This is a genomic window from Chryseobacterium contaminans, from assembly GCF_001684955.1.
Classification (GTDB): Bacteria; Bacteroidota; Bacteroidia; order Flavobacteriales; family Weeksellaceae; genus Chryseobacterium; species Chryseobacterium contaminans.
Window position 1 is genome coordinate 1 of record NZ_MAYF01000200.1, and the last position, 1,603, is coordinate 1,603.

A 1,603-nucleotide genomic window follows, 5' to 3' on the forward strand; every position below is an offset into this window, starting at 1 on the left:
TTTTCAGTAAGTGGTTTTCCTGTAAAAACTCCTATTCCGCTGTGTAATACTCCGGCCAATAGCTGAGTTTCTAATTCATCAACTTTATCGATTGCTTTTTTGATCAGTTTTTCTGCGGCTTCAGGGTAAAACGCAATATGGGCATCCTTTGGAAGGTTTAATGAGCATATCGCTTTCAGATGATTTTTCTTGAGCTGTTTTTTTACCGTTGCAGCATCAAAGTCCATTGAGCCTGGTAGCAGTATTTCGATGAGATCAAACCCGGCCTGTGCGGTTTTTTCTATAGCATATTTTCCCGATTCTGCATTCCATAGCGGAGTGATCCAGGAGAGTAGGGAAGCTCCAAATTTTATATTCATTATATTTTATTTTAAAAAAACCACCATTCTGTTCGTATTCCGAAATAAGTTCCTAACCTTTTGGATCCTGACTGTTGTAAAAACGGAGAATAAAGGCTGTTCATGGCCTGGTCATTATACCTGGACACTTCTGCAATAAAACGGATGTGAGGTCTTGCCCATACACTTCGTTCTGAAGTAGGAGCAATAGTGGGAGCTAGAACCAGTTTCATCATTGATGCTGCATCCTGGGTTCCGTTTTTTCGGGTTGCATAGTGAAACTCGGAAAGAATATGAAACCAGTTGTTAAAATAATAGGTGGCCCTTATTCCTGTATTAAATTCTGTTTTCCTGTTGAAAATTTCACGGTTATAATAGTCTGCGGCCTTATCATTACTGGTTGCCCCTCCTTTACTTCTGGTATAAACGGCATATGGGTTAAGAGACCATCTGTTTGAGATATTCCAGAGGAAATGTTCAACAATGGTAAGAGAGTAGGCTCCTTTGTATGTTTTTGTGATCTCATCCGGAGCTCCGTAAGTACGCCAGGTCTGTGTATTTCCATTATCCCCTCCGTTGGCAATTCCGGTTCCGTATCTCACTGAAAGCTGATTGAATGATCCCGGAATTTTTGTTGCCATATCGGTATTTAATTTAGCTCCAAAAACCCAGCCCCGGTCTGAAGGATACTGCTCAACGGAATTTTCCCCTGATTTTTCTACATGATGAAATTCTGCCAGCAGTTTCAGCCTATGTTTTGTATTTTTAAATGGTAGTGTTTGTTCCAGAACGAATACTTCTCTCTGCCTGTAGATAAGATTTTTTGTTCCACTGATAACGTTGGTATAAGAATAAGGAGTTGAGTTGCTGGCTGCAGTGTCAATAGCAGCCGGGAAAAACATTGAAAACCTTGTATTTTTGTGTCTCACTCCCCAGCCGGTTGCCGAATGGTCATCAAAATAGAAATAATCTGCAATATGAACGTCATCATACCTCAGCCATCTCGATCCGGCCCATACATCCCAATGGCTTCCCATAATGTTTCTGGCCTCAACAAATGCTTCCGGCAAAGCAATAATCATTCCCTGATTGGATTTTGAATCTACATTTCCAAGAAAAGTTCCCCCGGAGTAGAAACTCAATCTCGCCTGCATATCGATTTTTGTACTTTTTGTACTGTCACCGTTTACTACTGGGCTAAAGTGGAAAGCGGGTAAAAAGTCAACATAATCCCCCTGATCCATCCTTCCTCCTAAAGATCCCTG

At 41.1% G+C, this 1,603-nt stretch carries 1 protein-coding gene and 1 pseudogene; both read right to left on the minus strand.

Annotated features, from left to right (window positions below):
- Positions 1–359, minus strand: a pseudogene (locus BBH99_RS11515) (sugar phosphate isomerase/epimerase); the annotation flags it as partial.
- Between the two features lie 11 nt (positions 360–370).
- A partial coding sequence (locus BBH99_RS11520) for a carbohydrate porin (RefSeq protein ID WP_066695653.1) occupies positions 371–1,603 on the minus strand: 1,233 nt, incomplete at its 5' end.